The organism is Streptomyces sp. TSRI0107, from assembly GCF_001905845.1.
Classification (GTDB): Bacteria; Actinomycetota; Actinomycetes; order Streptomycetales; family Streptomycetaceae; genus Streptomyces.
In genome coordinates this window covers 189854-210960 of the sequence record NZ_LIVZ01000006.1, presented here as the reverse complement: position 1 = coordinate 210960, position 21107 = coordinate 189854, and the positions used below count along the sequence as shown (strand labels likewise).

Below are 21107 nucleotides of genomic sequence, written 5' to 3'. Positions count from 1 at the left end.
CCTGGGGCCATGAGCACCGCCTCCCCCGAGCCGCGCGACCCGAAGGCCGCGTTGAGCTTCGACGACCCGCTGGACGAGCAGTCCTCCGACGACACGGACCGCGGCTGGGGCGACCGGCCGGGCGGCGACAGCGCCGACGACCTGAAGCGGTTCCTCGACGAGAAGCCGCCCCACCACCTGTGAACCCGTCGAGCCGCGACCGCGGCTACGACTCCGTGCGGCCCGGACCCCGCTGCGCGACCAGCGCGTCGCGGATCTCCTTCAGCACCTCCAGCTCGGTCACCTCCACGATCTCCTTCGTGCCCTCCCGCGCCTTCCTGCGCGCCTCCTGCCGCGCCAGGTACTTGGCCATCGGCAGGACCATCAGGAAGTAGACGACCGCAGCGGTGATCACGAAGCTGAGGGTCGCGCCGAGGACCGAACCCCACAGGATCATGACCCCGCTGGAGACGGACCCGTCCGCCGCCAGCTCGCACGGGCCCTTGAGGCACGAGCTGTAGCTGTCGAGATTCTTGGTCCCGATCGCGCCGACCAGCGGGTTGATGACCCCCTTCACCACCGAGTTCACGATGTTGGTGAAGGCGGCGCCGATGACCACCGCGACCGCCAGATCGACGACGTTCCCGCGCATCAGGAAGGCCTTGAAGCCCTGCCAGACGCTCGGTTCCTTCTTCTCGCTCACCTCGGGGCCTCTCCTCGCACGCGCAGGGTGTGGAACAAAACGCTCCGCAACCTACGTCACGGCGCCGCCGCCCTGTCCAGTTCGACGGCTCGAACGAGCGACTTGACGGTGGATCGCCCGGAACGCGAGAGATCGTGTTCAGCACAGCGTCACCGCCAGCCGTGCCGTGGCGCTCGCGCCGACGAGACGAGCGGCGGTGGCGCGCGGAACCGACAGCACGACCAGCGCGCCGCTGTCGACCGCGTCGCCGAGCGGCTCGGGCACCCTCGTCACCCGCGCCCCGCGCGCGACGACGCGGGCCTCGCCCCCGGTCGCCGTCTCCTCCGCGGCGATGACGTCGACCCGGTCGCCCGGCCGCAGCAGCCGTACCGTGGCGGCGTCGGCGATCCGCACCGGCGCGGTCACCCGCGGCGCGACGGGCCGTTCCGGAGTCCGGCCGGCCACCGGGTGCCCGCGGGCCCGGTCGCCGCGAGGGGCGTCCACCGGGGCGCGCGGGCCGGCCGCCACGAGGGCCGCGGCGGTGAGTGCCAGCCCGGCGGCCAGCGCCCGCTGCCGGTGCCGTACGAGTCGGCGTAGCCCGTACCGTCCGCCGCGCACCCGGACCGGAGGGAAGTGCGGCACCTGGCACGTGGCGGGCACGTCGGTGCCGGGCGGGCGGGGGGAAGGCGGAGCGGACGACGGAGCGGACGATGTAGCGAAGGACATGAGGACCACCACCTGCGACGAGCGATCGGTTCGAGCCCACGATGAGGCTTCGTGCCGACACCCGCCGGGGCCGGTGCACTACTGGCGGGTTGTGGACAACCGCCTCACCCGAACGACGAGTTCCGCCGCCCACGGCCGACGCCACATCCTGGCCCCGGCCACGTCCTGGCCGCTCCGGCCACGTCCTGGCCCCGGCCACAGCAGGCCGACCCGGCCACTCCCCAGCCCCGCCCACGACAGGCCGCGATCGGCTACGGCAGCTCGAACCCCGGATCCATCCCGCCCAGCGCCCGCGTGCACAGGCAGTCCCGCTCCCCGGCCGCCGGCAGCGCGGCCACCGCGTCGAACAGCACGCCCCGCAGCCGGTCCACGTTCGCCGCGAAGACCCGCAGCACCTCGTCGTGCGAGACGCCCTCACCGGTCTCGGCGCCCGCGTCCAGGTCGGTGACCAGGGTGAGGGAGGTGTAGCAGAGCTCGAGTTCGCGGGCCAGGGCCGCCTCCGGGTGGCCGGTCATGCCGACCACCGACCAGCCCTGCGCCTGGTGCCACAGCGATTCGGCGCGCGTCGAGAACCGCGGCCCCTCGACGACGACCAGCGTGCCGCCGTCCACCGGTTCCCAGTCCCGGCCGCGCGCCGCCTTCAGCGAGGCCGCCCGGCCGACGGGGCAGTAGGGGTCGGCCAGGGACACGTGCACCACGTTCGGCACGGTGCCGTCGGGCAGCGGCAGGCCGTCGAAGAAAGTCGTGACGCGGGACTTCGTACGGTCGACCAGCTGGTCGGGGACGAGCAGGGTGCCCGGTCCGTACTCGGGCCGCAGGCCGCCCACGGCGCACGGGCCGAGGACCTGGCGCACGCCCACCGACCGCAGCGCCCAGAGGTTGGCCCGGTAGTTGATGCGGTGCGGCGGCAGATGGTGGCCACGGCCGTGGCGGGGCAGGAAGGCGACCCGCCGCCCGGCGATCTCGCCGAGGAAGAGGGAGTCGCTGGGCTGCCCGTAGGGCGTGTCCACCCGCAGCTCGGTCACGTTCTCGAGGAACGAGTAGAAGCCGGACCCGCCGATGACACCGATCTCTGCGTTCGCCATGACCAGCACAGTAGTCGCCGTCATCCGCGGACGGGGAGCCGCCCGGGGAACGCGAGAAGACCCCGCGGCCGGGTGACGGCGGGGTCTTCTCGGAAGCGTGTTACGCGGCGGTTCCGGCGGAGGTGCTGGAACCGGAGGCCTTGGCGTCCGAGCTCTTGGACTCCGACGACGAGGACGTCGACGAGGACGACGACTTCGACGACGCCGGCGAGCTGCTCGACGAGGAGCCGCGGCTGTCGTTCCGGTAGAAGCCGGAGCCCTTGAAGACGATGCCGACCGCGGAGAACACCTTCTTGAGGCGGCCACCGCAGTTGGGGCACTCGGTCAGGGCGTCGTCGGTGAACTTCTGCACCGCCTCGAGGCCCTCGCCGCACTCGGTGCACTGGTACTGGTAGGTCGGCACTGTCTTCCTCCTGGCACTCTCACTCGATGAGTGCTAACGACGCTCCATAGTGACGTATTCCAGCCGATCAGTCCACCGTGACCGGCGAGCGGTGACCGACGCCACGCGCGACGGTGCGCCTGTGGGGCCGCGCCACCAGCCGTGAACGCAGCGCGACCACGGTGGCCAGCGCCAGCACGGTGCCGCCCAGCGGCACCAGGAATCCGGCGCCGTCCTGGAAGCGGTCCTCCAGCTGTCCGGCGACCGTGACGGCGGCCGCCTGCCCGAGCGCGACCGCGCCGGTCAGCCAGGTGAAGGCCTCGGTGCGGGCCCCGGCCGGGACCAGGCCCTCGACCAGGGTGTAGCCGGTGATCAGGGCGGGCGCGATGCACATGCCGACCAGCAGGCCGAGGCCGGCGAGGACGAGCACCGAGTGCGCGGCCCACAGGCCGGCGGCGGCCACCGCGAGCGCGGTGTAGCCGACGACCAGGCGGTGCTGCGGGGCGGCCTTCCAGGCGATGGCTCCGCAGGCGATGCCCGAGAGCATGTTGCCCGCGGCGAAGGTCCCGTACAGGACGCCGTTCAGCCCGGGCTCGCCGATCGACTCCGTGAACGCGGCCAGGGAGACCTGCATGCCGCCGAAGACGGAGCCGATGCCCAGGAAGGCCACGATCAGCACCCGCACCCCGGGGACCCGCAGCGCCGACGCGTGCTGCACGCGCGCGTGCCCGTCGGCGGCGACCGCCGGCTGCGTGCTCTTCTGGGCGGCGAACAGCAGGCCGCCGATCAGCGTCAGCGCGGCCTCCGTGACCAGGCCCGCCGCCGGGTCGACCGCGGTGCACAGGGCGGTCGCGAGCAGGGGGCCGACGACGAAGGTCAGCTCGTCCGTGACCGACTCGAAGGCGGCCGCCGTGGTCATCAGGGGCGAGCCCTGGAGCTTCACGCCCCAGCGGGCCCGCACCATGGGGCCGACCTGCGGCACCGAGGCGCCGGTGGGCACCGCGGCCACGAACAGCGCCCACAGCGGGGCGTGTGCCAGCGCGAGCGCCGTCAGGGTGAGGCCGGAGACCGCGTGCACCAGCACGCCGGGGACCAGTACGGCGCGCTGCCCGAAGCGGTCCGCGAGGCGTCCGCTGTAGGGCGCGAACAGCGCCATGGAGACACCGGTGACGGCCGCGGCGGCGCCCGCCGCGCCGTACGAGCCGGTGGTGTGCTGCACGAGCAGCACGATGGAGATCGTGAGCATGGCGAACGGCTGGCGTGCCGCGAAGCCGGGGAGCAGGAACGTCCAGGCGCCGCGGGTGCGCAGCAGTTGCCCGTATCCCGGACGGGCGGACGCCGTCGTGTCCTTGGACGGCTCGGTGGTGACCGTGGACGCCACGGCCCGTGCCTTTCTGCCGCCTGGTAGCGCGGCCCCTTCGTGGGGGGGCGCGGCGCCGAGAGCTGTCCTCTTGCGCGGAACTGCGGTAGATACCGGCGCTCACTGTGAGGAGCCCTGCCGGCCGCCATACGGTCGCGCCAGCTCTGCGTCAGGCAGAGTTGGTTCGATCAAGTCTGGTTCGCCTTTATGGTACAGGCATCTACGCGCGTTGCACCTGTGAAAACGGGCACCTTCAGAGCCGCCACCTGTGAAAAGCGGCGGGACGTGCCGGCCGATCTCACCGCTACGTCCCGTTGCCGTCCGTCCCCAGCCAGCCGGCCAGCTTGCCGCCCCGGCCCACCGCGCGCAGGCGCCGCTCCGCGGCGTCCCGGACCGGATCGGTGGCGACCACCAGCAGCTCGTCACCGCGCCGCAGCACGGTCGTCGGGAGCGGTACGAACGACTTCCCCTCCCGCACGACGAGGGTGACGGCGGCCCCGGCGGGCAGCCGCAGCTCGGCGACCTCGACGCCGTTCATCCTCGACCCCTTGGGGATCGCGACGGACAGCAGATGCCCGCGCAGCCGCTCCAGGGGCGCCGACTCGATGCCGAGGTCGGCGGCCTCGGAGCCGTCGCCGAGGCGCAGCTTGCGCGCGAGCCAGGGCAGCGTCGGCCCCTGGACGAGGGTGTAGACGACGACCAGCACGAAGACGATGTTGAAGATGCGGCGGCTGCCCTCGACGCCGTTCACCATGGGGATGGTCGCCAGGATGATGGGCACGGCGCCGCGCAGCCCGGCCCAGGACATCAGGGTCTGCTCCGCCCAGGGCACCCGGAACGGGGTCAGGCAGACCACGACGCTCAGCGGGCGCGCCACCATGGTCAGCGCCAGGCCGATGAGCAGCGCGGGCACGATGTCGTCGCCCAGCTCGGACGGCGTGACCAGCAGACCGAGCAGCACGAACATGCCGATCTGGGCGAGCCAGCCGAGGCCGTCGGCGAACCCGCGCGTGGCCGGCCAGTGCGGCAGTCGCGCGTTGCCCATCACCATGGAGGCGAGGTAGACGGCGAGGAAGCCGCTGCCGTGGGCGAGCGCGCCCGCCGCGTACGCCGCGACGGCGATCGCCATGACGGCGATGGGGTAGAGGCCGGAGGCGGGCAGCGCCACGTGCCGCAGGCCCCAGGCGCCCAGCCAGCCCACCGCGAGCCCGATGGCCGCACCGATGGCCAGCTCTCCGGCTATCTGCGTGATCAGGACGGACCAGTGCTCGACCGGGCCGGCCGTGGAGAACGCGACGACCAGGATGACGACCGGGGCGTCGTTGAAGCCGGACTCGGCCTCCAAAGTGCCCGTCACGCGCGCGGGGAGGGGGATTTTCCGCAGGACGGAGAAGACGGCCGCCGCGTCGGTCGAGGAGACGACCGCCCCGATGATGAGTGCCTGGCGCCATTCCAGGCCGGTCAGCAGATGGGCCGCCGCCGCGGTGACCCCCACGCTCACCGCGACCCCGACCAGCGCCAGCGCGGAGGCGGCCGGCAGGGCCGGCTTGATCTCCTTCCACTTCGTGCCCAGACCGCCTTCGGCCAGGATCACGACGAGGGCCGCGTATCCGATGACCTGGGTCAGTTCGGCGTTGTCGAAGTGGATGTCGCCGATCCCGTCCTGGCCCATGAGGACGCCGATGCCCAGGTACACGAGCAGGCTTGGGAGCCCGCTGCGCGAGGAGATCCGGACCGCTGCGACGGCGATGAGCAGGACGAGCGAGCAGACGAGCAGGAGCTGGTTGAGGTGGTGGACAGTCAGCGGCCGTTCCCTTCCCTGGTCCACGCGCTCCACGCGCGCGTGCACGCTCTTGTACATATCCGACACGGAGTCGAGCCCACTCCGCACCAACTACTTCGTTACCTTACCTAACTCTTGACGATTTCTTGACGTTCACCCAGGCAAGATCGAACGTCCGTGCGCGCTGGTTCCCGACTCCGCGTCAAGGCGGAGGGGGCCCTGCGCCTATGGTTGCTCCAGCACTCCAGGACCGCCTGCCGCTCGCGTTAGGACAGCAAGGACAGCGATGCCCCCCAACACCACCGCCTCAACGGGTCAGAAGCCCGGCAAGTCCGGCAGGAAAAAGGGGCGCAAAGCCCGTCTGATCGTGCTCGTGCTGGTGCTGGCACTCATCGGCGGCGTCGCCTACGGGTCGTACTGGACCGTCAGCACCGTTCGTGCCTCTTTCCCGCAGACCAAGGGTTCACTCACGCTCGACGGCCTGTCCGGGCCCGTCGACGTGAAGCGTGACGGCTACGGAATCCCGCAGATCTACGCCTCCTCCGACGAGGACCTGTTCATGGCGCAGGGCTACGTCCAGGCGCAGGACCGGTTCTACGAGATGGACGTGCGCCGGCACATGACCGCCGGGCGCCTGTCCGAGATGTTCGGCAAGAGCCAGGTCGACAACGACGAGTTCCTGCGCACCCTGGGCTGGGAGCGGATCGCGAAGGAGGAGTACGACACCAAGCTGTCGGACTCCACCAAGAAGTACCTCCAGGCCTACGCCAAGGGAGTCAACGCCTACCTCAAGGGCAAGGAAGGCAAGGAGATCTCGCTGGAGTACGCCGCCCTCGGCTTCAGCAACGACTACAAGCCGCAGGAGTGGACCCCGGTCGACTCGGTCTCCTGGCTGAAGGCGATGGCCTGGGACCTGCGCGGCAACATGCAGGACGAGATCGACCGCGCCCTGATGACCAGCCGTCTCGGCCCGAAGCAGATCGCCGACCTGTACCCGCAGTACCCGTACAGCCGCAACCGGGCGATCGTCCAGGAGGGCCAGTACGACGAGCTGACCCAGACGTTCGAGCAGGGCGCCGGCGCGGGCACGTCCACCGACGGCACCGGCACCGGCACCGGAACCGGTACCGGCGCCGGCACCTCCACCGGAGGCACCGCGGGCACCGGGACGGGCACGGGCACCGGTACGGCCGCGGGCACCGACCCGAACGCGGCCTCCGACGCGCTCCAGACCCAGCTGTCCGGCGTCTACGAGGTCCTGGACGACCTCCCCGCGGCCGTCGGCGTGAACGGCAACGGCATCGGCTCCAACTCCTGGGTCGTCGGCGGCGCGCACACGATCACCGGTCAGCCGCTGCTGGCCAACGACCCGCACCTCTCGCCGTCGCTGCCGTCCGTCTGGTACCAGATGGGCCTGCACTGCCGGACCGTCTCCCGCACCTGCCAGTTCGACGTCTCGGGCTACACCTTCGCGGGCATGCCGGGCGTCATAATCGGCCACAACCAGGACATCGCCTGGGGCCTGACCAACTCCGGCGTCGACGTCACCGACCTCTACCTGGAGAAGCTCACCGGCGACGGCTACCTGTACGACGGCAAGGTGGTGCCCTTCGAGAGCCGCGTGGAGACCATCAAGGTCGCCGGCGGGAAGTCCAAGGACATCATCGTCCGGGAGACCAACAACGGACCGCTGCTGTCCGACCGCGACGACGACCTGGTGAAGGCCGGCAAGAAGGCCACCGTCGACACCGCCGCCCCCGACCGCGGCGACGGCTACGGCATCGCGCTGCGCTGGACCGCGCTCGACGCGGGCCGGACCATGGACGCCGTGTTCGAGATGGACAAGGCGGCCGACTGGAACGACTTCCGCGCGGCGGCCGCCCTGTTCGAGGTGCCCTCGCAGAACCTCGTCTACGCCGACACCGAGAACCACATCGGCTACACCCTGCCCGGCCGGATCCCCACCCGCGCGAAGGGCCACGACGGCTCCATCCCGGCGCCCGGCTGGGACGCGAAGTACCGCTGGACCGGCTACATCGACCAGGACGAGCTGCCCTACGAGTACGACCCGAAGCGCGGCTACATCGTCACCGCCAACCAGGCCGTGGTCGGCAAGGACTACCCCTACACGCTCACCACGGACTGGGGCTACGGCACCCGCAGCCAGCGGATCACCGACCTGATCGAGTCGAAGATCAAGGGCGACGGCAAGGTGTCCACCGAGGACATGCGCCAGATGCAGATGGACAACAGCAGCGAGATCGCCAAGCTGCTGGTGCCGACGCTGCTGAAGATCGACGTGGGCGACAAGGACGTCCGCGAGGCGCAGAAGCTGCTGGAGGGCTGGGACTACACCCAGGACGCCGACTCCGCGGCCGCCGCCTACTTCAACGCCGTCTGGCGCAACGTCCTGAAGCTCTCCTTCGGCAACAAGCTGCCCAAGGAACTGCGGGTCAAGGGCCAGTGCCTGTGGGTCGAGCCGGTCGACACCACCGGACCCGTCGACGACGACCGCCGGGTGCGCGAGTGCGGCCAGCGCGACGCCGACCAGGCCCAGCCGGACGGCGGCGACCGCTGGTTCGAGGTGGTCCGCACCCTGCTGGACGACCAGGACAGCGACTGGTGGAAGGCGCCCGAGGCGGGCACGCGCCCCGACGCCGACAACCGCGACGAGCTGTTCAAGCGCGCCATGATCGACGCCCGCTGGGAGCTGACCGCGAAGCTCGGCAAGGACATCGACACCTGGAGCTGGGGCCGGCTGCACCGCCTGTTCCTGAAGAACCAGACCCTCGGCACCGAGGGCCCCGGCTTCCTCCAGTACGCCCTCAACCGCGGCCCCTGGAAGCTCAGCGGCGGCGAGGCCACGGTCAACGCCACCGGCTGGAACGCCGCCGGCGGCTACGGCGTCGTCTGGGTGCCGTCGATGCGGATGGTGGTCAACCTCGGCGACCTCGACAAGTCGCGGTGGATCAACCTCAGCGGCGCCTCCGGGCACGCCTACAGCGCCCACTACACCGACCAGACGAGCAAGTGGGTCAAGGGCGAGCTGCTGCCGTGGTCCTTCTCCAAGAAGGCGGTCGACGAGAGCACGAGCGACACCCTCGTCCTCAAGCCGTGAGCCGCTGACGGCACACTCGTGAAAGGGGTTCTCCACGCGCGCGTGGAGGACCCCTTTCACATGCCTGCTCCGAAGCGGCGCACGCCCGACGGCGTCACCACCGCCTGCACCGGCCGGTCGTGCGCCTCCTCCGGGACGTGCTCGACGACCTCCGAGTCGTACAGCAGCACCACCAGCGCCGGGCGCGCGTCCGCGCGCTCCAGCCGGGCCAGGACACGGTCGTACGACCCCCCGCCGCGCCCCAGCCGCATGCCGCGCGTGTCGACCGCGAGGCCGGGCAGCAGCACCACGTCGGCGGCGGTCACCGCGTCCACGCCGAGGCGGTCGCCGACGGGCTCCAAGAGCGCCATCCGCCCGCCGTGTTGGACCCGGGCGAGCGAGTCCTCGCCGGCGTACACGCCCCAGTCCAGATCGTTGTCGGGCAGCAGGGCGGGCAGCAGGACGCGCACGCCCCGCGCGCGCAGCGCGTCCAGCAGCGCGCGCGTGCCCGGTTCGCTCCCCACGGACACGTACGCCGCCACCGTGCGCGCATGCGCCAGCTCGGGCAGCTCCAGCGCCCGGCCGGCCAACGCCACCGCGGATTCCCGCACGTCATCCGCCGTCAACCTGTTCCTCACGGCGATGAACCCTCGTCGCAACGATCGCTTGTCAGGCTCCGCGGCAGGTCCCATGTGGCTCATCTGTCACCCCATCCTGTTCCAATGTGCTCATATGAGCGCCAATTAGCCGGAGTCCCAGATTCCCTACCAAGGCACCGGATATGGTGGCGGGCATGACTCAGTCGCACCCCAGGATCAGCAAGGCTGTCATTCCCGCAGCCGGTCTCGGTACCCGGTTCCTGCCGGCGACCAAGGCCACTCCCAAGGAGATGCTGCCGGTTGTGGACAAGCCGGCGATCCAGTACGTGGTCGAGGAGGCCGTGTCGGCGGGCCTCGACGACGTCCTCATGATCACGGGTCGCAACAAGCGTCCCCTTGAGGACCACTTCGACCGCAACTACGAACTGGAGTCCGCGCTCGAGAAGAAGGGCGACGCCGAACGGCTCGCCAAGGTGCAGCAGTCGAGCGACCTCGCGACGATGCACTACGTCCGCCAGGGCGACCCCAAGGGCCTCGGCCACGCCGTCCTGTGCGCCGCCCCGCACGTCGGCGACGAACCCTTCGCCGTCCTCCTCGGCGACGACCTGATCGACCCCCGCGACCCGCTGCTCAAGCGGATGATCGACATCCGGGAGCAGCACGGCGGCAGCGTCATCGCGCTCATGGAGGTCGCCCCCGAGCAGGTCCACCTCTACGGCTGCGCCGCCGTCGAGGCCACCACGGAAGGCGACGTCGTCAAGGTGACCGGGCTGGTCGAGAAGCCCGACGTGGCCGACGCCCCGTCGAACTACGCCGTCATCGGCCGCTACGTCCTCGACGCGCACATCTTCGACATACTGCGCAAGACCGAGCCGGGCCGCGGCGGCGAGATCCAGCTGACCGACGCGCTCCAGCAGCTCGCCCAGGACGAGAAGGTCGGCGGCCCGGTGCACGGCGTCGTCTTCAAGGGCCGCCGCTATGACACCGGCGATCGTGGCGACTACCTGCGTGCCATTGTCAGACTCGCGTGCGAACGTGAAGACCTGGGACCGGACTTCCGGACCTGGCTTCGCAGTTACGTCACCGAGGAGATGTAGCCACCTTGAGCACCGCCGCGCCCCACGCCACCGGTCAGGACCACCTCTGGTCGGTGGACGAACATCTGGAGGACATCCTCGCGACCGTCCGCCCCCTCGAACCCATCGAGCTGAACCTGCTCGACGCCCAGGGCTGCGTCCTGGTCGACGACGTCACGGTGCCGGTCTCCCTGCCGCCGTTCGACAACAGCTCCATGGACGGCTACGCGGTACGGGTCGCGGATGTCGCGGGCGCGAGCGAGGAGTTCCCCGCCGCGCTGGACGTCGTGGGGGACGTCGCGGCGGGCCAGGCCGGCCTGCTCCACGTGGGCCCCGGCCAGGCCGCCCGGATCATGACCGGCGCTCCGCTCCCGCCCGGCGCCGAGGCGGTGATCCCCGTGGAGTGGACCGACGGCGGCCTCGGCGATGGCCCGGTCACCGGGATGCGCGCCCGCAGCCTCGCCCCGGAGGGCGCCACCGGGCAGGTGCGCGTGTACCGGCCGTGCGAGGCGCGCGCGCACGTCCGCGCGACGGGCAGCGACGTGAAGGCAGGCGACCGCGCCCTCGAGGCCGGCACCGTCCTCGGCCCGCCGCAGATCGCACTGCTCGCCGCCATCGGCCGCGGCACCGTACGCGTGCGCCCGCGCCCGCGCGTGGTCGTGATGTCCACCGGCAGCGAACTCGTCCAGCCCGACGAGGAACTGGCGAGCGGCCAGATCTACGACTCCAACAGCTTCGCCCTCACCGCCGCCGCGCGCGACGCCGGCGCGATCGCCTACCGCGTGGGCGCCGTCGCCGACGACGCGGAGACGCTGCGCACCGCCGTCGAGGACCAGCTCGTCCGCGCGGACCTGATGGTGACCACGGGCGGCGTCAGCGTCGGGGCGTACGACGTCGTCAAGGAGGCGCTGTCGCACGTCGGCGACGAGGACGAGCCCGGCAGCGGCATCGAGTTCCGCAAGCTCGCCATGCAGCCCGGCAAGCCCCAGGGCTTCGGCTCCATCGGCCCCGACCACACCCCGCTGCTGGCCCTGCCCGGCAACCCGGTGTCGTCGTACGTCTCCTTCGAACTGTTCGTCCGCCCCGCGATCCGCACCCTCATGGGCCTCGATGACGTGCACCGGCCGCGGACCCGCGCCACCCTCACCGCGGACAAGCCGCTGACCTCGCCGAAGGGCCGCAGACAGTTCCTGCGGGCCAGGTACGCCGACGGCACGGTGACCCCGGTCGGCGGCACCGGATCCCACCTGGTCGCGGCCCTCGCCCACGCGGACGCGCTGATCGTCGTCCCCGAGGACCTGGAGTCCGTGGAGCCCGGCACCGACGTCGAGGTGGTCCTGCTCGGCTGAGCGCCCGGCGTTGGAGGTACCGTGTCGCGCACAACAGGCCCGTGCGCCGCACCGCGACGGGCCCGGACCGGGAGCGCCACACCATGACTGTGCCTTCCCGGGGGGAGACCCCCGGACGAGCCCCTGAGCAGGACCGCCTGACGCACATCGACGACGCGGGCGCCGCCCGCATGGTCGACGTGTCCGGCAAGGACGTGACCGCGCGGACCGCGCGCGCCGGCGGACGCGTCCTCGTCTCCCCGCGCGTGGTCGAGCTGCTGCGCGGCGAAGGGGTCCCCAAGGGCGACGCCCTCGCCACCGCGCGGATCGCGGGAATCATGGGCGCCAAGCGCACCCCCGACCTGATCCCGCTGTGCCACCCGTTGTCGGTGTCCGGTGTGACACTGGACCTGTCGGTCGCGGACGACGCCGTGGAGATCACCGCCACGGTGAAGACGACGGACCGCACGGGCGTCGAGATGGAGGCCCTCACCGCGGTCTCCGTCGCCGCGCTCACCGTGATCGACATGGTCAAGGCGGTCGACAAGGGAGCGGTCATCACGGACGTACGGGTGGAGGAGAAGACGGGCGGCAAGTCGGGCGACTGGAGCCGGGCATGAGCACCGACGCCCCGCCGTACCGGGCGCTGGTCGTCACGGCCTCCAACCGCGCCGCCGCGGGCGTCTACGAGGACAAGGGCGGACCGCTGATCGCCGACGGCCTCAAGGCCTTCGGGTTCGCCGTCGACGGCCCCCAGGTCGTCCCCGACGGCGATCCCGTGCAGGCCGCGCTGCGGGCGGGCGTGGACGCCGGGTACGACGTGATCGTCACCTCCGGCGGCACCGGCATCTCGCCCACCGACCGCACCCCGGAGGCCACCCGCGCGGTGCTCGACCGGGAGGTGCCGGGCATCGCCGAGGCGATCCGCGCGTACGGCAGGGACAAGGTGCCGACCGCGGTGCTCTCCCGGGGCCTGGCCGGAGTGGCGGGCGGCACACTGATCGTGAACCTGCCCGGCTCGACCGGCGGCGTGCGCGACGGACTGGCCGTCCTCGAACCCCTGCTGATCCACGCCGTCGACCAGATCCGCGGCGGTGACCACCCCAGACCCGGCCATGGGGGTGCGAGCTGAACAGCGCATCCTGGCCCGTCGAGCTCGCGGAGGGCGATGTCGTCCTCCGGCCGATAAAGCTGCGCGACCAGCGGGCCTGGCGCGAGGTCAACCGGCGCAACCGTGACTGGCTGCGCCCCTGGGAGGCGACCATTCCGCCGCCCGCGCCCGGCGGGCCGGTCACGCACCGGCCGACCTACCGCCAGATGGTCCGCCATCTGCGCAACGAGGCGAACGCGGGCCGGATGCTGCCCTTCGTCATCGAGTACCAGGGGCGGCTGGTCGGGCAGTTGACCGTCGCCGGGATCACCTGGGGCTCGATGTGCTCCGGGCACGTCGGTTATTGGGTGGACGAGGCGGTGGCCGGCCGCGGCGTGATGCCCACCGCCGTGGCGCTCGTCGTGGACCACTGTTTCCGGACCGTCGGCCTGCACCGGGTCGAGGTCTGCATTCGCCCGGAGAACGGGCCCAGCCGCCGCGTCGTGGAGAAACTCGGATTCCGGGAGGAGGGGCTGCGGCCCCGTTATCTCCACATCGACGGCGCCTGGCGGGACCATCTGGTCTTCGCGCTCACCGCGGAGGAAGTGCCCGACGGCCTGGTGAACCGGTGGCGGCGCACCCGTGTGCAGGGCGGTCAGGGAAATCGGGCTTGAAATTGAATAAATGTTCGAATTCGATCGATGGGTGACGGCTCCGGAACGCCGAATTGACGTTCGCGGGGCCCCGTTGATCGCATCGATCACAAAAAAAGCTCGAAATATCAGCCAGATCGTGCGACACACCGGCTCAATTGGCGGATGGCCTCACGCAAACCCCTCTACCGTGTGAGGCGTGAGCAGCAGCGGCCTCATCTACGCAGTCATCGTCGGGGCCTGGGCCGCCTACTTGGTGCCGATGTGGCTCCGTAGGCAGGACGAGCTGAATGAGGCCCGTCCGACGGAACGCTTCAGCACAGCCATCCGGTTGCTGTCCGGACGGGCCGGGATGGAGCGCCGATACGCCAAGGACCTGCGGGCGCGCTCCGCCGACGAGGAGGAGCCCGTCCTGAGCGACCCGGACGCCGTCACCGACTCGGTGGACGTCCGGGCCTTCGCCATGCCCCCGACCCGCCCCCAGACCCAGGTGCCCGCGCCGGCACGCGGCGCGGAACGCGCGGAACCGGCACACGCGCGGACGTCCGCACCGGCGGACCCGGCCGCGGACGCGGCCGCGGACATGGCCGGGAACGCGGCCGTGGACGCGCCGTCGTCCCGCGGATCGACACCCGCACCCGAGGCGGGCAAGCAGGTGCCCGCCGCCCGGCGCGCGCCCGGCGCGGAGGCGGCAGCGGCACGCGCCCGGCGCTCGAAGGTCCTCGCGCGCCGCCGGCGCACCACCGTGATGCTCTTCCTCGCCTTCACGCTCGGCTCCGTCGTCGCCGCCGTCGGAGGACTCACGTTCCTGTGGGCGCCCGGCGTGCCCGCGGTGCTGCTCAGCGCGTACATCGCGTACCTGCGCGCCCAGGAACGCCGCCGGTTCGCCTACCAGATGGACCGCCGCCGCGCGGAGGTCGCCGCCCAGCGGCTGCGGGAGCGGGTGCGCCAGTCGCGCCGCCAGCCCGCCGCCGCCCCCGCCGGCACCGACGCACCCGACGAGGGACCCGAGCCGGAGGCCGACGCCGGCCTGTCCGCGCTCGCCGCCGACCGGCGGGCCCTCGTCGAGCAGACCGACCACGCCGAGTGGGTCGACCAGCAGCGGGAGCGGCAGCGGCGGCCGGGACACGGCGACAGCTGGGAGCCGGTACCCGTGCCGCTGCCGACCTATGTGACCGCGCCGGTCGCGCCCCGGGCCACCGCCGATGTCGACCTCGGGGCGGCGGACGCCTGGAGCTCGGCGCGGTCGAGTGCCGTCGCCCGCGAGGAGGAGACCCGGGCGACCGCCGAGGCGCCCCAGGAGGACCCCGGGGACGGGGCGGCGGACCACGAGGGGGACCGGCCGGAGAGCGGCGGCCGCAGCGACGCCCGGCGGGCCGCGTCCGCGCGCCGGGCCCGGGAGCGGGGGCGTACGCCGCTGTTCGACCAGTACGAGGACGGCGATCGGCCCCGCGCGGCCAACGAGTAGCCCGCCCGACCTGGAGCGGATTTCCGAGCAGGGCGATCGAGGTGCTAAAGTTTCACTCGTTGCAAGGGCCTGTGGCGCAGTCCGGTAGCGCACCTCGTTCGCATCGAGGGGGCCAGGGGTTCAAATCCCCTCAGGTCCACGCAGCATAGAGCCCCGCTGGGATTCCAGCGGGGCTCTATCGTGTTGTGCGGCGGGCGAGGGCCAGGTGACTGGCCCTCAAGTGGTCCGCGTCACAGCGCCTTCGCGTAGCAGCGGCTCGCCTCGTGGAAGCGGTAGTAGCCGAACTTGGCGCACGGCTCATAGCCGCTGGAGGTGTACAGGGCGATCGCCTCCGGCTGCTGGGTGCCGGTCTCCAGGACCATGCGGGTACGGCCGGCCGCGCGGGCGTCGTCCTCCAAGGCGGCGAGCATACGGCGGGCGAGGCCGAGACCGCGCATCTCCCTGATCACGTACATCCGCTTCAGCTCGGCGTCGCCGTCCTCGTTGCCCTCGCCGTTCTGGTCCTGGCGCCGCCAGCCGCCGGTGGCCACGGGCCGGTCCAGCGCGTCGTACGCGATGAAGTACACGCCGTTCGGGGGATCGAAGTCGGCGGGGTCGAGCGGGGTGGCGTCGCCGCCGTCGCCGTAGCGCTCGTGGTACTCGGCCTGGACCTCGTCGTTGAGCTTGACGGCGTCGGGGTGATCGAAGGAGACGCGGCGTATATTCATGTGAAGCATCGTACTTCTATGCAGAGCGGGAATCTGGACTCAGTCCAGTGTGCCGGTATCGTGCCGGGGTGCTCACTGTGACCTCCGTGAACGTGAACGGGCTGCGCGCCGCCGCGAAGAAGGGCTTCGTGGAGTGGCTGGCCGGTACCGACGCCGATGTGCTGTGCCTTCAGGAGGTACGCGCCGTGCCGCAGCAGCTGCCCGAACACGTGCGGACGCCGGACGGCTGGCACGTGGTGCACGCCCCGGCCGCCGCGAAGGGGCGCGCGGGCGTCTCCCTGTACACCCGGCGTGAACCCGACCGCGTGCGGGTGGGGTTCGGGTCGGCCGAGTTCGACGGCAGCGGGCGCTACGTTGAGGCCGACCTGCCCGGTGTGACCGTCGCCTCCCTCTATCTCCCCTCCGGTGAGGTCGGCACCGAGCGGCAGGACGAGAAGCTGCGCTTCATGGGCGAGTTCCTGGCCTACCTCAAGGAACTGCGCGAACGCTCCGCCGCCGACGGCCGCGAGGTCCTGGTCTGCGGCGACTGGAACATCGCCCACCAGCGGGCCGACCTCAAGAACTGGCGCGGCAACACCAAGAACTCCGGCTTCCTGCCGGAGGAACGCGACTGGCTCACCCAGGTCCTCACCCCGGAGGCCGGCGGCTACGTCGACGTCGTACGGGCACTGCACCCGGAGACCGAGGGGCCGTACACCTGGTGGTCGTACCGGGGGCGGGCCTTCGACAACGACACCGGATGGCGGATCGACTACCACGTGTCCAGCCCCGGCCTCGCGGCCAAGGCGGTCAAGGGGTACGTCGAGCGCGCTGCCACGCACGCCGAGCGCTGGTCGGACCATGCGCCGGTCACCGTCGTCTACGACCTCTAGTCCTGCTCTAGTTCTGTTTCCGCAGTCGCCGGTCCAGTGCCAGTGACAGTTCCGCCTCCACCACGCTGCGGGCCAGTGGGCGGAGGCGGTCGATGTCGGTTTCCTCGGCGTGGCGGAGGATCAGGTCGGCGAAGAGGTCGGCCAGGGCGTCGGCGTGTTCGCGGACGTGTTTGCCGGCGGCGAGGACCTCGGCCAGGGGGATGCCCTCGTGGACGAGGGCGGAGGAGACGTCGAGCAGGCGGCGGCTGATGTGGACGATCTCGTCGCCGTCGGTGCCGAGGTAGCCGAGTTCCAGGGCGGCGGCGAGGTTCTCGGGGGTGGCCTGGCCGGCGAAGTGGTCGGCGAGTTCCTCGGGGGTCAGGCGGACCGGGGTCTCCTCGGTGGGGGCGCCGAGGCCGAGGAGGTCGCCGACGTCGCGGCCGTGGTCGAAGGCCTCGGCGAGTTCGGCGATGCCGTTCAGGGTGTGGCCGCGTTCCAGCAGGGCGCTGATGGTGCGCAGGCGGGCCAGGTGGTGGTCGTCGTACCAGGCGATGCGGCCCTCGCGGCGGGGTGGCGGGATCAGCTTGCGTTCGCGGTAGAAGCGCAGGGTGCGCACGGTGATGCCGGCGAGGCGGGCCAGTTCCTCCATGCGGTACTCGCGCTTCGCCGCCTGCTTCTCTGCCTTGTCTGCCACGTTCGAACCCTAAGTCGTACCGTCGGTAACTTTCCTCGTTCCGACCCCTACCGGTGAGTACGGCTCTCCTCTAGTCTCCCCATTGCGCCAGTGTTCACTGGCATGGTCACGAGCGATGCGTGGAGGCTTCGGGATGGCCGAGCACGAGTACGAGCATGTGCGGGTGGCGGTGGTCGGGTCCGGGTTCGGCGGGCTGGGAGCCGCCGTGCGGCTGCGGCGGGAGGGCATCACCGACTTCGTGGTGCTGGAGCGCGCCGGCAGCGTCGGCGGCACCTGGCGGGACAACAGCTATCCGGGGTGCGCCTGCGACGTGCCGTCCCACCTGTACTCGTTCTCCTTCGCGCCCAACCCCGACTGGCCGCGCACCTTCTCCGGGCAGCAGCACATCCGCGCCTACCTGGAGCATGTCGCGGACGTCTTCCGGCTGCGGCCGCACCTCCGCTTCAACGCCGAGGTGAAGATGATGACCTGGGACGCCCAGAAGCTCCGCTGGGAGATCGAGACCAGCTCCGGGCGGCTCTCGGCCGACATCGTCGTCTCCGCGACCGGGCCGCTGTCCGACCCGAAGATCCCCGAGATCCCGGGCCTGGACTCCTTCCCCGGCAAGGTGTTCCACTCCGCCCGCTGGGACCACGACTACGACCTGCGCGGCAAGCGGGTCGCGATGGTCGGCACCGGCGCCTCGGCGATCCAGATCGTGCCCGCCATCCAGCCGCGGGTCGGCCGGCTGACCCTCTTCCAGCGCACGCCCCCGTGGGTGATGCCCCGCATGGACCGCGCGATCAGCGGCGCCGAGCGGTGGCTGCACCGGCAGCTGCCGTTCACCACGCAGGCCCGGCGCGGACTGCTGTGGGGCATCCGGGAGTTGCAGGTCCAGGCGTTCACCAAGCACCCGGGCGAGCTGGGCTTCGTCGAGCAGCTGGCGAAGCGGAACATGGCCCGCGCGATCAAGGACCCGGCGCTGCGCGCCAAGCTCACCCCCGACTACCGCATCGGCTGCAAGCGGATCCTGCTGTCCAGCGAGTACTATCCGGCGCTCGCCCGGCCGAACGTCGACGTCTTCGCGAGCGGGCTCGAGGAGGTGCGCGGTTCGACGCTCGTCGCCGCGGACGGCAGCGAGGCCGAGGTCGACGCGATCATCTTCGGCACCGGGTTCCACGTCACCGACATGCCGATCGCGGACCGGGTCGTCGGCGCGGAGGGCAAGACCCTCGCCGAGGTCTGGAAGGGCGGCATGGAGGCCCTGCGCGGCGCCTCCGCGGCCGGGTTCCCCAACTGGATGACGATCATCGGGCCCAACACCGGCCTGGGGAACTCCTCGATGATCCTGATGATCGAGTCCCAGCTGAACTACATGGCCGACTTCGTACGGCAGCTGGACGTGCTCGGCGGGCGCGCCGCGCTCGACGCGCGTCCCAGCGCCGTGAACGCCTGGAACCGGCGGGTGCAGGAGCGGATGAAGCGCACGGTGTGGAACACCGGCGGCTGCACCAGCTGGTACCTCGACGCGAACGGGCGCAACACCACCATCTGGCCGGGCACGACGTCGGAGTTCCGGCGGGCGACGCGGCGGGTGGACCTCATGGAGTACGAGGTGCTGCGGGCGCCCGCCAAGGGTGCCGCCTCCGAGGACGCCGACAGCGCCGCCCCCGCCGCCTCCGCCGAGGCCGCCATATGAGCCGCCTCCTCCACGTCGTCTCCGGTCCCTACGCCCCGCCCGCGCCCGCCCACGAGCTGACCGTCGTCTCCGCCGACGGCGCGCGGCTGCACGTCGAGGTGCACGGGCCGGAGAACGCGCCTGCCGTCGTCCTCATCCACGGCTGGGCCTGCTCGACCGCGTTCTGGGCCGCGCAGATCCGCGCCCTGGCCACCGACCACCGGGTCATCGCCTACGACCAGCGCGGCCACGGCCGCAGCCCCGCGAACCCGGCGTGCAGCACCCACACCCTCGCCGACGACCTGGAAGCCGTGCTCGCCGCGACCCTCGCGCCCGGTGAGAAGGCGGTGCTCGCAGGCCACTCCATGGGCGGCATGACGGTGATGGCGGCGGCCGGCCGCGCCCGGGTGCGGGAGCACACGGCGGCCGTCCTGCTGTGCAGCACGGGAAGTTCGCAGCTGGTCGCCGCCGCCACTGTCGTACCGCTGCGACCGGGACGGCTGCGCACCTGGCTGACGCGGCGCGTCCTCGCCTCGCGCGCCCCTCTCGGGCCGGTCACGCCGCTGGCGAAGCGCGTCCTCAAGTACGGGACGATGGGCGCCGGTTCCGCCCCGCACATGGTGGAGGCGTGCGCACGGGTCGTGCACGCCTGCCCGCGCGCCGTGCGCCACAGCTGGGCGCGCGTCCTCGACGTGCTCGACCTCGACCACGGCGTACGGGAATTGAGCGCGCCCACGGCGGTCGTCGTCGGCTCGCACGACCGGCTCACGCCACCCGCGCAGGCGCGGGCGCTCGTCGCCGCGCTCCCGCGGGCGGTCGGCCTCACCGAGCTGCCCGGGCTCGGCCACATGACACCCGTGGAGGCGCCCGAGCTGGTCACCGGGAAGATACGGGAACTCGTCACGACGTACGCGAAGGTGAGGGAAGGCGCATGAGCAGGGTGAGCCTCGAAGGGCAGGTCGCCGTCGTCACGGGGGCCGCGCGCGGCGTCGGTGAACTGCTGGCGCGCAAGCTGTCCGCGCGCGGGGTGAAGGTCGCGCTGGTCGGGCTGGAACCGGACGCGCTCAAGGACGTCTCCGCGCGGCTGCACAGCGACAGCGACCACTGGCACGCCGACGTCACCGACCACGAGGCGATGGCCCGGGTGGCGCGGGAGGTCAAGGAGCGGTTCGGGAAGGTCGACATCGTGGTCGCCAACGCGGGTGTGGCGACCGGCGGTCCGTTCGCCGACTCCGATCCGGAGGCCTGGCGGCGGGTGATCGAGGTCAACCTGATCGGTTCGGCGGTGACCGCGCGGGCGTTCCTCCCGGTGCTGATGGAGAGCCGCGGCTACCTGCTCCAGATCGCCTCCCTCGCCGCCATCACACCGGCGCCGATGATGACCGCGTACTGCGCGTCCAAGTCGGGTGTGGAGGCGTACGCGCACAGCCTGCGCGCGGAGGTCGGGTACCGGGGTGTGAAGGTCGGCGTCGGCTATCTGTCGTGGACCGACACGGACATGGTGCGCGGGGCCGATCAGGAGGACGTGATGCGGGAGTTGAGGCAGCGGCTGCCGTGGCCGTCCAACAAGACGTACCCGCTGGGGCCGGCCGTGGACCGGATCGTGGCCGGCATCGAGCGGCGCTCCGCCCATGTGTACGGGCAGTGGTGGCTGCGCGGGATGCAGGGCGTGCGCGGGTATCTGCCGGCGGTGATCGGGACGGTCGGGCAGCGGGAGATGCGGCGGTTCGCGGACCGGCTGGAGGGCATGCGGACCGGGCTGGTGGGCGCGGGCGGCGCGGCCGACGAGGAGGCCCGGATGGTGCGGGCTACACAGCGTGACTGATCGACATGCAGAGCGTGTTGGCCCGTGTGAATCTGAGGGAGCCCCATCCCCCACCCATCACAGGG

At 71.7% G+C, this 21107-nt stretch carries 21 protein-coding genes and 1 tRNA gene; 13 read left to right on the top strand and 9 right to left on the bottom strand.

The genetic code is table 11. The annotated features are described in order from the left end of the window. Positions 1 to 9: 9 nt before the first annotated feature. Positions 10 to 183: a hypothetical protein gene (locus tag AMK31_RS41015; RefSeq protein ID WP_198948503.1), complete on the top strand. Its 174-nt coding sequence runs from the start codon at positions 10 to 12 to the stop codon at positions 181 to 183. Positions 184 to 205: 22 nt separating this feature from the next. Here the strand turns inward: AMK31_RS41015 and mscL are convergent, their stop codons facing one another. From mscL to AMK31_RS17440, 6 genes are all read right to left on the bottom strand, one after another. Continuing rightward, positions 206 to 682 carry a large conductance mechanosensitive channel protein MscL gene (gene mscL, locus AMK31_RS17465; RefSeq protein WP_073941460.1) on the bottom strand — a complete coding sequence of 159 codons (477 nt, stop codon included), beginning with the start codon at positions 680 to 682 and terminating at the stop codon, positions 206 to 208. A 138-nt stretch (positions 683 to 820) separates the two neighbouring features. Further along, on the bottom strand, positions 821 to 1387 hold the full coding sequence (locus AMK31_RS17460) for a hypothetical protein (protein WP_073941793.1): 567 nt from the start codon (positions 1385 to 1387) through the stop codon (positions 821 to 823). A 251-nt stretch (positions 1388 to 1638) separates the two neighbouring features. Beyond that, positions 1639 to 2472: an S-methyl-5'-thioadenosine phosphorylase gene (locus tag AMK31_RS17455; RefSeq protein WP_073941792.1), complete on the bottom strand. Its 834-nt coding sequence runs from the start codon at positions 2470 to 2472 to the stop codon at positions 1639 to 1641. 100 nt (positions 2473 to 2572) lie between these two features. Further along, the gene (locus tag AMK31_RS17450; RefSeq protein ID WP_073941459.1) at positions 2573 to 2875 is read right to left on the bottom strand and encodes an FmdB family zinc ribbon protein; all 303 of its coding nucleotides are present in this window, start codon (positions 2873 to 2875) and stop codon (positions 2573 to 2575) included. Between the two features lie 67 nt (positions 2876 to 2942). Next, positions 2943 to 4235, bottom strand: a complete 1293-nt coding sequence (locus AMK31_RS17445; protein WP_073941458.1) for an MFS transporter — start codon at positions 4233 to 4235, stop codon at positions 2943 to 2945. Between the two features lie 283 nt (positions 4236 to 4518). Then, positions 4519 to 6075: a potassium/proton antiporter gene (locus AMK31_RS17440; RefSeq protein ID WP_073941457.1), complete on the bottom strand. Its 1557-nt coding sequence runs from the start codon at positions 6073 to 6075 to the stop codon at positions 4519 to 4521. A 208-nt stretch (positions 6076 to 6283) separates the two neighbouring features. Here AMK31_RS17440 and AMK31_RS17435 point away from each other — a divergent pair, with 208 nt between their 5' ends. Then, complete coding sequence (locus AMK31_RS17435) at positions 6284 to 9115, top strand: penicillin acylase family protein (RefSeq protein ID WP_073941456.1); 2832 nt, start codon at positions 6284 to 6286, stop codon at positions 9113 to 9115. Positions 9116 to 9171: 56 nt separating this feature from the next. On the opposite strand, the gene AMK31_RS17430 is transcribed toward AMK31_RS17435, so the two are convergent. Beyond that, positions 9172 to 9795, bottom strand: a complete 624-nt coding sequence (locus AMK31_RS17430; protein WP_073941455.1) for a 5-formyltetrahydrofolate cyclo-ligase — start codon at positions 9793 to 9795, stop codon at positions 9172 to 9174. A 92-nt stretch (positions 9796 to 9887) separates the two neighbouring features. Between AMK31_RS17430 and galU the strand changes: the two genes are divergently transcribed. The 7 genes from galU to AMK31_RS17395 all read left to right on the top strand — a co-directional run bounded on the left by galU (position 9888) and on the right by AMK31_RS17395 (position 15447). Further along, the gene (gene galU / locus AMK31_RS17425) at positions 9888 to 10790 is read left to right on the top strand and encodes a UTP--glucose-1-phosphate uridylyltransferase GalU (RefSeq protein WP_073941791.1); all 903 of its coding nucleotides are present in this window, start codon (positions 9888 to 9890) and stop codon (positions 10788 to 10790) included. A gap of 5 nt (positions 10791 to 10795) precedes the next feature. After that, positions 10796 to 12118 (top strand): molybdotransferase-like divisome protein Glp, encoded by a 1323-nt coding sequence (gene glp / locus AMK31_RS17420; RefSeq protein WP_073941454.1) that lies wholly within the window; start codon positions 10796 to 10798, stop codon positions 12116 to 12118. Positions 12119 to 12201: 83 nt separating this feature from the next. Next, on the top strand, positions 12202 to 12717 hold the full coding sequence (moaC, locus tag AMK31_RS17415) for a cyclic pyranopterin monophosphate synthase MoaC (RefSeq protein ID WP_073941790.1): 516 nt from the start codon (positions 12202 to 12204) through the stop codon (positions 12715 to 12717). Further along, positions 12714 to 13229: a MogA/MoaB family molybdenum cofactor biosynthesis protein gene (locus AMK31_RS17410; protein WP_073941453.1), complete on the top strand. Its 516-nt coding sequence runs from the start codon at positions 12714 to 12716 to the stop codon at positions 13227 to 13229. The genes moaC and AMK31_RS17410 overlap by 4 nt, the downstream gene beginning before the upstream one ends. Further along, a complete protein-coding gene (locus tag AMK31_RS17405; RefSeq protein WP_073941452.1) occupies positions 13226 to 13861 on the top strand; it encodes a GNAT family N-acetyltransferase in 636 nt (211 codons plus the stop codon). Before AMK31_RS17410 ends, AMK31_RS17405 begins: the two co-directional genes overlap by 4 nt. Positions 13862 to 14039: 178 nt before the next feature. Then, on the top strand, positions 14040 to 15308 hold the full coding sequence (locus AMK31_RS17400) for a gephyrin-like molybdotransferase receptor GlpR (protein WP_073941451.1): 1269 nt from the start codon (positions 14040 to 14042) through the stop codon (positions 15306 to 15308). A gap of 65 nt (positions 15309 to 15373) precedes the next feature. Beyond that, positions 15374 to 15447: transfer RNA gene (locus AMK31_RS17395), tRNA-Ala, on the top strand. A 91-nt stretch (positions 15448 to 15538) separates the two neighbouring features. On the opposite strand, the gene AMK31_RS17390 is transcribed toward AMK31_RS17395, so the two are convergent. Beyond that, positions 15539 to 16015, bottom strand: coding sequence for a GNAT family N-acetyltransferase (locus tag AMK31_RS17390; protein WP_107468641.1), 477 nt, complete (start codon positions 16013 to 16015; stop codon positions 15539 to 15541). A 68-nt stretch (positions 16016 to 16083) separates the two neighbouring features. Between AMK31_RS17390 and AMK31_RS17385 the strand changes: the two genes are divergently transcribed. Next, complete coding sequence (locus tag AMK31_RS17385; protein ID WP_073941449.1) at positions 16084 to 16887, top strand: exodeoxyribonuclease III; 804 nt, start codon at positions 16084 to 16086, stop codon at positions 16885 to 16887. Positions 16888 to 16894: 7 nt separating this feature from the next. On the opposite strand, the gene AMK31_RS17380 is transcribed toward AMK31_RS17385, so the two are convergent. Further along, positions 16895 to 17515, bottom strand: coding sequence for a MerR family transcriptional regulator (locus AMK31_RS17380; RefSeq protein ID WP_073941789.1), 621 nt, complete (start codon positions 17513 to 17515; stop codon positions 16895 to 16897). Positions 17516 to 17693: 178 nt separating this feature from the next. Between AMK31_RS17380 and AMK31_RS17375 the strand changes: the two genes are divergently transcribed. The 3 genes from AMK31_RS17375 to AMK31_RS17365 are packed head-to-tail and all read left to right on the top strand — an operon-like array spanning position 17694 to position 21042. Next, positions 17694 to 19238: a flavin-containing monooxygenase gene (locus AMK31_RS17375; protein ID WP_073941448.1), complete on the top strand. Its 1545-nt coding sequence runs from the start codon at positions 17694 to 17696 to the stop codon at positions 19236 to 19238. Continuing rightward, positions 19235 to 20152 carry an alpha/beta fold hydrolase gene (locus AMK31_RS17370; protein ID WP_073941447.1) on the top strand — a complete coding sequence of 306 codons (918 nt, stop codon included), beginning with the start codon at positions 19235 to 19237 and terminating at the stop codon, positions 20150 to 20152. Before AMK31_RS17375 ends, AMK31_RS17370 begins: the two co-directional genes overlap by 4 nt. Further along, complete coding sequence (locus AMK31_RS17365) at positions 20149 to 21042, top strand: SDR family oxidoreductase (RefSeq protein ID WP_073941446.1); 894 nt, start codon at positions 20149 to 20151, stop codon at positions 21040 to 21042. The genes AMK31_RS17370 and AMK31_RS17365 overlap by 4 nt, the downstream gene beginning before the upstream one ends. Positions 21043 to 21107: the final 65 nt, after the last annotated feature.

What these genes read in the sequence shown, in the direction of transcription:
- AMK31_RS17460 (WP_073941793.1), bottom strand. Translation starts at nt 1,387, where the DNA reads ATGTCCTTCGCTACATCGTCCGCTCCGTCGTCCGCTCCGCCTTCCCCC.
- moaC (WP_073941790.1), top strand. Translation starts at nt 12,202, where the DNA reads ATGACTGTGCCTTCCCGGGGGGAGACCCCCGGACGAGCCCCTGAGCAG.
- AMK31_RS17440 (WP_073941457.1), bottom strand. Translation starts at nt 6,075, where the DNA reads ATGTACAAGAGCGTGCACGCGCGCGTGGAGCGCGTGGACCAGGGAAGG.
- AMK31_RS17435 (WP_073941456.1), top strand. Translation starts at nt 6,284, where the DNA reads ATGCCCCCCAACACCACCGCCTCAACGGGTCAGAAGCCCGGCAAGTCC.
- AMK31_RS17410 (WP_073941453.1), top strand. Translation starts at nt 12,714, where the DNA reads ATGAGCACCGACGCCCCGCCGTACCGGGCGCTGGTCGTCACGGCCTCC.
- AMK31_RS17375 (WP_073941448.1), top strand. Translation starts at nt 17,694, where the DNA reads ATGGCCGAGCACGAGTACGAGCATGTGCGGGTGGCGGTGGTCGGGTCC.
- AMK31_RS41015 (WP_198948503.1), top strand. Translation starts at nt 10, where the DNA reads ATGAGCACCGCCTCCCCCGAGCCGCGCGACCCGAAGGCCGCGTTGAGC.
- galU (WP_073941791.1), top strand. Translation starts at nt 9,888, where the DNA reads ATGACTCAGTCGCACCCCAGGATCAGCAAGGCTGTCATTCCCGCAGCC.
- AMK31_RS17455 (WP_073941792.1), bottom strand. Translation starts at nt 2,472, where the DNA reads ATGGCGAACGCAGAGATCGGTGTCATCGGCGGGTCCGGCTTCTACTCG.
- AMK31_RS17380 (WP_073941789.1), bottom strand. Translation starts at nt 17,515, where the DNA reads ATGGAGGAACTGGCCCGCCTCGCCGGCATCACCGTGCGCACCCTGCGC.
- AMK31_RS17370 (WP_073941447.1), top strand. Translation starts at nt 19,235, where the DNA reads ATGAGCCGCCTCCTCCACGTCGTCTCCGGTCCCTACGCCCCGCCCGCG.
- AMK31_RS17430 (WP_073941455.1), bottom strand. Translation starts at nt 9,795, where the DNA reads ATGAGCCACATGGGACCTGCCGCGGAGCCTGACAAGCGATCGTTGCGA.
- AMK31_RS17390 (WP_107468641.1), bottom strand. Translation starts at nt 16,015, where the DNA reads ATGAATATACGCCGCGTCTCCTTCGATCACCCCGACGCCGTCAAGCTC.
- AMK31_RS17365 (WP_073941446.1), top strand. Translation starts at nt 20,149, where the DNA reads ATGAGCAGGGTGAGCCTCGAAGGGCAGGTCGCCGTCGTCACGGGGGCC.